This window comes from Ideonella sp. P3_A4 (assembly GCF_056403075.1).
This window is the reverse complement of record NZ_JBFUGE010000315.1, coordinates 1-7,187: the sequence shown is the minus strand read 5'-3', so window position 1 is coordinate 7,187 and position 7,187 is coordinate 1. Positions and strand designations below refer to the sequence as shown.

Here is a 7,187-nt window from a genome sequence, read left to right as displayed (position 1 = left end):
GCTTTTGCGGCGACGGGCAAGAACTGCCGCTGCTCGCCCGAGGCGGTGCTGCGCTACCAGGGCAAGCTGTCGGGCCCGCTGCTGGATCGCATCGACATGCAGGTCGAGGTACCCGCCATCACGCCGGCGGCGTTGATGGGCGCGGCCGACGGCGAAACCAGCGCCTGCGTGTCCGAGCGGGTGGCCGTCGCGCGGCAGCGGCAGGTGCAGCGGCAGACGCTGCCGAACAGCGAGGTCGCCGCTGGAGAGCTGGATGCCGTGTGCCGGCTTGAGCCCGCCGCAGCCCAGTTCCTGCAAGCCGTGGCCGGTCGGCTGGGCTGGTCAGGCCGCAGCCTGCACCGGGTGATGAAGCTGGCCCGCACGATTGCCGACCTGGCGGGGGCCGACGAGGTCAATGTGGCGGCGGTGGCCGAGGCGGTGCAATACCGGCGCGCGCTGCCCGAGACCTGAGCAACGCCTTCAACCGAAGCGGTCGCGCGCCGCGGCGACGAGTTTGGTGCGCCCCGGGGCATCCCCAGCCCAGCGCACGATGGCTTCGACCCAGGCCGCGGGCTCATTGGGCAGCAGCACGCCGTCGATGCCGTCGCACACGAAGCCCTCGTAAGGCGGCACCTTGCTGTACAGCCCCAGCGCGCCTTGGCGGGTGTAGTCGATGAACTTGACCGGCCCGCGTGCGGCGTTGAAGATGCCCGGCAGCAGCGGGGCCAGGCCGATGTCGGCCGCTTGACCAGCGGTGTGGGCCAGGTAGCTTTCCCAACGCATCGGGTGCAGCACCGCGACGCGCGGCAGGTCACGAAAACGCCGGTTCACCGGAAGCTCGCCGAACAGTTCGAAGCGGGTGTGGGCGCAGCGCTGCTGCACCTCGGCCATCACGCCGTGCAACCACTCGATCTCGCGCTGGTGCGATGCGGTGCCGTGATAAACGATGCGCACTGCGGCCTCGGGCTCGACCAAGCGGCGGGGCGGCGCCAGCGGCAGCACGGTTGGCCGGGCTTCGGCGTACTTGCTGGCCAGAGCTTCCGTGGCGACCCACCACTGGCTGCCCATCTGCTCGAACCAGGGCCGTTGTGACAGTGCCAGCTGGTGGATCTTGCGGGCGTAGGGGCCGGCCAGTTCAGCCAGCGCAGCCGGGTCCAGCAGGTCGTCATCAAGAAACCAGGCCAGCCCGGCGAGCTCGTGCCGTTGGCGTTCGATCGCGTGGCGCCACGGTGAGTGCAGATAACGTTGCACGACGACGAAGTCACCAGGCTCGATCTGGCCGGTATGCGGCGGCAGACGCGCATCGAGCCGCAGGACCGGCGGGCCCAGCGTCGCCAGAAATGGTGCCAGGATGTAGTCGCCGCTTGGCGTGGCACCTTCTTCCAGGACCAGCAGGCGGCGCGCGCCGGCGGCGTCGGCCGGCGTGCCGACCGGCGGAACCACGCGGGCCTGGCTGCCGAGCAGGCGACGCCACATCAGCCCGCCCCTTGATGGCGACCGCCGTGGGTCATACCGGCTGCTCCATCAGTGTCGACAGCATCGTGCGCCACTGCGGCAGGCAGACTCGCTGCAGATCGCAGCGCTCGACCACCGTCCGTCGGGCTGCTTCGCGCAGGCCTGCGTAGGCGGCTCGGTTGCGCACGGCTTCTTCAACCAGAGCGGCCAGTGTTTGTTGGTCGAAGAAGTCGAACAGGCTGCCGTTGACGCCGTCCTCGACGTAATCCTGCACCGGCGCAGTGCGGCTGCCGATCACGTGGCAGCCGGCGCTCATCGCTTCGAGGCAGCTCCAGGACAGCACGAACGGGTAGGTCAGGTAGACATGTGCGGCTGACACCTGCAGCAGCTTCAGGTACTGGGCATACGGCAGCTGGCCGAGGAAGTGGACGCGGCTCAGGTCCAGGTCGCCCGCCACTTCATCCAGGAATCGCTGCTTCCAGGTGGTGCCGGCCGGCGCGGCGGCGCCGTAGCTGACCCCGTCCGCCCCGACCAGCAGCACGCGAGCGTCCGGCAAGCGACGCTGGATGTCAGGCAGGGCGCGCATGAACACATGGTAGCCACGGTAGGGCTCCAGGTTGCGGTTGACAAAGGTCACCACCGGGTCGCCTGCGGACAGTTCGACCGGCACGCTGRCATGTGTGAAGCGTGCAGCCGGGTCGGGCCGCACATGGGTGGTGTCGATGCCATCGAAGATCACGTCGACCCGCGGGCGGTACTCGGCCGGCAGGCGCGACGCCTGCCAAGCGGTCGGCGCGACGCCATGGTCCATCGCCAGCAGCGATTCGATCAAGGCGAGGTTCTTCAACCGGTGTTTCATTCGCGCTTCGATCGATGGCGCGGAGAACTCGGGGTCGAAGCCGAAGTCGCCGTCCGGCGTGCCGTGGAAGAATTCGAGCAGGCTGACCAGCTTGGTGCCCGGGAAAACGTCCTTGACGAACAGCGCCTCACCCCAGCCGGGATTGGTGATCACCAGGTCCGGCCAGTAGCCGCCCTTGGCCAGTTGCAGCATGGCCGCCGCGCAGGCCTCGGCCCGCAAGACCTTGGCTTCGGCTTCGCGCAGCAGCGGATGAACATCCTTGCCCGGTCGTCGTTGCACGCCGTAGACATGCTGGATGACGCCGCGTGGCGGTGGCCGTTGGTGCATGGCCAGCGCGTCGACACGGTGGCCCGCTGCAGCCAGGGCCGGCGCCAGATGGCGAAACTGGCCGGGGAAATTCTGGTGGATGAAGAGGATGTTCATGACGGCGCGCGGCGCATTGTCCGTCGCGTCACCAACGGCTTGGAGCCGCAGAACATGGTCGTTTGTGGCGCGCGCGCCGCGCCGCCGACACCCGCCCCCCAATTCGTGGAGGGCTCCAGTCCCGGCACGGGGCACAATGGCGGCGCGAACGACAAGGCACCCGGTGCTGGCCTGGGGCCGGCCGCGGAGGGATTTGTGCTGATACTTGCTGACAGACTGCTGGGGACCCCCCCTGTCGCGTCGGATAGAGTTCCCGCTTTGCCGGCGCGCCCGACCGGCAACGCCCAACCCCGACCATGAAACGCAGCTCCTGGCAGATTGAGAAGGCCGTCGTCTTCGCGCTCATCTTGCGCGAGTTGAAGACGCGCTTTGGCAACCGCTTGGTCGGCCTGTTCTGGGTCCTGTTCGAACCGATGGCCAACATCGCGACGATGCTGGTCCTGCGCGTCGTCGTTCGGCAGCGCACCGTCGGGGTGATGATCGACACGGCGGTCTACTTGGTCGTCGCAGCGATCCCGTTCTTCATCTTCCGCAACATCTGGTTTCGAATGATGAGCGCGGTCGATGCCAACGCCGGCCTGTTCGGCTACCGGCAGGTCAAGCCGGCCGATGCGATGGCCGCGCGAACGATCATGGAAGTCGTGATGTACACGATGATCTTCGTCGCCTTCCAGCTGATCTTCGCCTGGATGGATTACCGCTGGGTGCCGGACAAGCCGCTGGAGTACCTGGGTGTCGTCTCGGTCTTCATCATCTGGGGCGTCGGGGCGGGGTTGATGTCGGCCGTCGCCGTGAAGAAGTTCCCGGCCATCAACACATTCCTGCAATTGACCTCGTTCCCGCTGTACATCACCTCAGGTGTGCTGATCCCGATCACGACCTTCCCGCCTTTGGTGATCCAGATCCTGCTGTGGAACCCCTTGCTGCACCTGGTCGAGCTGTCGCGCTGGGCCTTCTTCCCGACCTATCACCCGCTGATGGGCGTCAACCTCGAGTACCCGCTGGCAGTGGGCCTGGCCCTGCTGTTCCTCGGCGTGTCACTGTTCTTCGTCAACCGGCAGCGCGTGCTGCTGCGGTCGTGAGCGCGCTGCGATGATCGAGCTGCACAACCTCACCAAGTCGTACCCGACCCCGCACGGTCGGAAGTACGTCTTCAAGGACCTGAACTTCACCCTGCCGAGCGGCTCGGGTGTCGGCCTGATTGGCCGCAACGGCGCCGGCAAGTCCACGCTGCTGAATCTGCTGGCCGGGCTCGATTCCCCCGACCGCGGCGAGGTCGTCACCAACGAGCGCATCTCGTGGCCGGTGGGCCTGGGCAGTGGTTTCCAGGGCTCGCTGAGCGCACGCGACAATGTGCGCTTCGTCTGCCGGGTGTTCGGCGCGACCGGCCCCGAAAAGCGCGAGAAGATCGAATACGTCGAGAGGTTTGCCGAGATCGGCAACTATTTCGACCTGCCGATGCGCACCTACTCGCCTGGCATGAGGTCGCGCGTGGCATTCGGCATGAGCATGGCCTTCGACTTCGACTACTACCTGATCGACGAGGTCATGGCGGTGGGCGACCCGATCTTCCGCAAGAAGGCCGGCGCCGTGTTCCGGGAGAAGCTGGCGGGCGCCGGCGTGATCCTGGTGTCGCACAACCACAAGGACATCAAGGACCTTTGCAGCACCGTCGTGTTCATCCACAACGGCCATGCTTCGGTGTACGACGATGTTGACGAGGGTCTCGCGGCCTTCCAGGAATTACTCAAGGCAACGCAACCATGAAGGCATCTGCATTCACGCCCCGCCGGCTCAAGCTGGCCTTGATTGCCCTGCCGATGGCGCTGGGGCTCGTCTACTACACCGTGATCGCCTCGGACCGCTACACCAGCGAATCGATGATTGCGGTGCAGTCGGCGCTCGTCAGCTCCTCGGGCGCAGGCGCCATCTCGCTGGGTACCGGTGCCGGCCTGCTGGGCTGGCAGGACACCTTGTACGTGATGGACTACGTGCATTCGGTGACGCTGGCGCAGGAGTTGGACAAGCGGCTGAAGCTGCGCGAGCACTTCGAGCAGCCTCGAGCCGACATCTTTTACCGGCTTTGGCCTAGCACCAGTGCGGAATGGTTCTTCAAGTACTACCGTTCCCGCGTCGAGCTGGAGTTCAGCGACGTGAACGGCCTGCTGACGATCCGCACCCAGGGCTTCGACCCCGAGATGGCTGAAAAGCTGAACCGGGCCATCCTGGATTCGGCTGAACGTTTCGTCAACGAGTTCTCGCATCGCATCGCTGCCGAGCAGATGCAGTTTTCCAAAGGTGAATACGACGCGGCAGCGCTCAAGTGGCAAGCGGCCAAAGCCAAGCTGGTCGAGTTCCAGACGGTCAACAAGATCCTCGACCCGATCGCCCAGTCGAGCGCGGCGTCAGCGTTGACCGCCGAACTGCAAGCCACCGTCGCGCGGCTGGAGGCTGACCTGAAGAGCAAGCTGGCCTTCATGCAGCCGGATGCGCCGCAGATCGTGACCTTGAAGCAGCAGGTGGCGGCCAATCGTGCTCAGCTGGACGCGGAGAAGGCGCGGACCACCAGCGGCGTGTCGGGCGACCGCCTGGGAACCTTGAACACCCAGTACCAGGAACTGCTGCTGAACGCCACGATTGCGGAAGACCAGTACAAGGCAGCCAATGGGGCTCTGGAGGCGGCCCGCCTGGAGGCGGCCCGCAAGCTGAAAAGCCTGGTTATCGTCGAAGCGCCGATCAAGGCCCAGTCGGCGGAGTACCCTCGCCGCATCTACAACCTGCTCACCTTGCTTGCGCTGTGCGCCATCCTCTATTCAGTGGTCCGGTTGATCGTCGCCACCATCCAGGAACATCAGGACTGAACGCCATGAACCGTACCCTTCCACGCGCTCTCATCGCGGCCCTGAGCCTGAGTGCCCTGGTCACCATGGCCGTTGCGCAGACACAGCCGCAGACCGGCGGTGTCCCGCCGACGACTTCAGGTACCACGACGACGACGCCGCCGACGCCCAACACGGGCGTTCCGACGGCAGGCACTTCGGCCCAGCCGCAAGCGCCGGTTCCCGTGGGCGCACCGGTCGTGGCGCCGCCCGCGCCTACCGCGCCGCTGCCGCCGACCCCGAGCTCCACCATCGGCGCCAAGCCGATCGTCTTCGGCTCACAAATGTTCAGCGGCCGCTTCGGCGCCGTGACCTTCAGTGGCTTCAACCCGGACTATCAGCTGGCGGTGGGAGACAACGTGCTCGTGCGCCTGTGGGGCGCGATTGCCTACGAGGCGGTGCAGCCGATCGACGCGCAAGGCAACATTTTCATCCCGAACGTCGGCCCGGTGAAGGTGACCGGCGTGCGCAACGGCGATCTGAACCAGCTCGTCGACAACGCAGTCAAGAAGGTCTTCCGCGCCAACGTCGGCGTCTACGCCACGCTCCAAGCCGCCCAGCCGGTGAAGGTCTACGTGACCGGCTTCGTGCGTGCCCCGGGCCTGTACGGCGGCTTGTCTTCCGACTCGGTGCTGTACTACATCGACCGCGCTGCCGGCATCGACCCGGACCGTGGCAGCTACCTGGCGGTGGACGTGATGCGCAACGGCAAGCTGCGCGCACGCATCGACCTGTACAAGTTCCTGCTGAAGGGCGAGATCGAGGCGCTGCAGCTGCAGGACGGTGACACCATCGTCGTGCCGCCGCGCCGCCATGCGGTGGTGGTCTCGGGTGAAGTGCTGAACCCGTACCAGTTCGAGCTGAACAAGCCGCAGATCACGGCGGCCGAGCTGATGACGCTCGCGCAGCCGAACCCGAACGCCACCCACATCAGCATCGTGCGTTCGATCGGTGCCGAGCGTCGCAGCGAATACCACCCGATCGAGAAGGCCGCCGACGTCGTCATCCAGGCCGGTGACACGGTCGGTGTGACCGCCGACAAGTACCCTGCCACCATCCTGGTGCGCATCGATGGCGCTCACCTCGGCGAGCGTTCGTTCGTGATGCCCTATGGCTCGCGCCTGAAGGACGTGATCGCCCGCCTGAAGCCGGCGCCGCAAGCCAACATGGACGCCCTGCAGCTGTACCGCCTATCGGTGGCCGCCAAGCAGAAGGAAAGCCTGGACCAGACATTGCGCGGCCTCGAAGTGACGGCGCTGACCGGCCGCTCGTCGACGATGGAAGAAGCCACCCTGCGCAAGACCGAAGCCGAGCTGATTCTGCAGTTCGTCGAGCGCGCGCGCGCCATCGTGCCCAAGGGCCAGGTCGTGCTGGCCAGCAAAGAGCAGTCGCCAGAGACGGTGATGGAAGACGGTGACGTCGTCCGCCTGCCCGAGCGCAGCAACCTGGTGTCGGTCAGCGGCGAGGTCACCTTCGCCAACACGCTGGTCTACACGCCCAACTATGGCGTCGACGAGTATGTCGACCTGGTCGGTGGTTACACCCAGCGCTCGGACCGCAACAAGACGCTGCTGATGCGTCCTGACGGCAGC

Annotated in this window: 7 protein-coding genes; 5 read left to right on the top strand and 2 right to left on the bottom strand. The window is 66.2% G+C overall.

Annotated features, from left to right (window positions below; translation table 11 throughout):
• Nucleotides 1-450, top strand: a 450-nt coding sequence (locus AC1DYI_RS22535) for a magnesium chelatase subunit ChlI family protein (RefSeq protein ID WP_477206373.1), incomplete at its 5' end; no start/stop codon positions are given.
• Nucleotides 451-459: 9 nt separating this feature from the next.
• Here the strand turns inward: AC1DYI_RS22535 and AC1DYI_RS22530 are convergent.
• Nucleotides 460-1,455: a glycosyltransferase family protein gene (locus AC1DYI_RS22530; RefSeq protein WP_477206372.1), complete on the bottom strand. Its 996-nt coding sequence runs from the start codon at nucleotides 1,453-1,455 to the stop codon at nucleotides 460-462.
• 31 nt (nucleotides 1,456-1,486) lie between these two features.
• The gene (locus AC1DYI_RS22525) at nucleotides 1,487-2,716 is read right to left on the bottom strand and encodes a glycosyltransferase (protein ID WP_477206371.1); all 1,230 of its coding nucleotides are present in this window, start codon (nucleotides 2,714-2,716) and stop codon (nucleotides 1,487-1,489) included.
• A 296-nt stretch (nucleotides 2,717-3,012) separates the two neighbouring features.
• Between AC1DYI_RS22525 and AC1DYI_RS22520 the strand changes: the two genes are divergently transcribed.
• The 4 genes from AC1DYI_RS22520 to AC1DYI_RS22505 form a co-directional block, all read left to right on the top strand.
• Nucleotides 3,013-3,798 (top strand): ABC transporter permease, encoded by a 786-nt coding sequence (locus tag AC1DYI_RS22520; RefSeq protein WP_477206370.1) that lies wholly within the window; start codon nucleotides 3,013-3,015, stop codon nucleotides 3,796-3,798.
• A 10-nt stretch (nucleotides 3,799-3,808) separates the two neighbouring features.
• A complete protein-coding gene (locus tag AC1DYI_RS22515) occupies nucleotides 3,809-4,483 on the top strand; it encodes an ABC transporter ATP-binding protein (protein ID WP_477206369.1) in 675 nt (224 codons plus the stop codon).
• Nucleotides 4,480-5,577, top strand: a complete 1,098-nt coding sequence (locus AC1DYI_RS22510; protein WP_477206368.1) for a KpsE/RkpR family capsule polysaccharide export protein — start codon at nucleotides 4,480-4,482, stop codon at nucleotides 5,575-5,577. The genes AC1DYI_RS22515 and AC1DYI_RS22510 overlap by 4 nt, the downstream gene beginning before the upstream one ends.
• A 5-nt stretch (nucleotides 5,578-5,582) precedes the next feature.
• Nucleotides 5,583-7,187, top strand: a 1,605-nt coding sequence (locus AC1DYI_RS22505; protein WP_477206367.1) for a polysaccharide biosynthesis/export family protein, incomplete at its 3' end; no start/stop codon positions are given.